The following is an 897-nucleotide window of genomic DNA, read 5'->3' as shown; positions in this document are numbered from 1 at the left end:
TCCATCAGCGGCGAGTGGAAGGCGTGCGAGACCGCCAGCCGCTTGCCCTGGCCGAAGCGGGCCGCGAGGGCGTCCACGGCGTCCCCGGCACCGGAGATCACCACGGAGCGGGGGCCGTTGACGGCGGCGATGCCCACCCGCTCGTCCAGGTGGGGGGCGACCTCGTCCTCGGTGGCGCGCAGCGCCGCCATGGCGCCGCCCGCGGGCAGTGCCGCCATCAGGGTGCCGCGGGCGAGCACGAGCCGGACGGCGTCGGGCAGCGACAGCACCCCGGCGACATGGGCGGCGGCCAGTTCGCCGACGGAGTGTCCGGCGACGTGGTCGGGGACGACGCCCCACGACTCCAGGAGGCGGTACAGGGCCACTTCGGTGGCGAAGAGGGCGATCTGCGCGTAGTCGGTACGGTTCAGCAGCCCGGCGTCGGTGTCGATCACCTCGGCGAGCGGCCTGTCCAGGCCCTGGTCGGCGAGGGCGCACACCGCGTCGAAGGCCTCGGCGTAGGCCGGGAAGGCCCGGTGCAGGGCGCGGCCCATGCCGGGCCGCTGCGCTCCCTGGCCGGTGAAGAGGAAGGCCGTCGTGCCGCCCGCCCCGGTGAGCGGGGCGGCGGCGGCGAGTCCGGTGAGCAGTTCGGCGCTGTCCCGGCCGACCGCGACGGCGCGGTGGGCGAACCGGGCGCGGGTGGTGGCCAGCGACAGCCCCAGGTCGGCCGGACGGGCGGCGGGGTGCGCGTCGACGTGGCCGCGCAGGCCGGCGATCTGTCCGGCGAGGGCCCGGCGGGTACGGCCCGAGACGATCCAGGGCAGCCAGGCGCCGTCCCGTGCGGGCCGGTCGTCCCCGGCCTCGGCCGGTGCCGGGTCGGCGGGCGCCTGTTCGAGGATGACGTGGGCGTTGGTGCCG

1 protein-coding gene is annotated in these 897 nt (G+C 77.4%); it reads right to left on the bottom strand.

Annotated features, from left to right (window positions below; genetic code table 11):
* The coding region (locus GT045_RS34370; RefSeq protein WP_161336587.1) for an acyltransferase domain-containing protein at positions 1–897 on the bottom strand (897 nt) is incomplete at both ends.

The sequence above is a fragment of the Streptomyces sp. SID486 genome (assembly GCF_009865385.1).
Classification (GTDB): Bacteria; Actinomycetota; Actinomycetes; order Streptomycetales; family Streptomycetaceae; genus Streptomyces.
The sequence above is the reverse complement of the archived record's forward strand: the minus strand, read 5'-3'. Positions and strand labels throughout refer to the sequence as shown.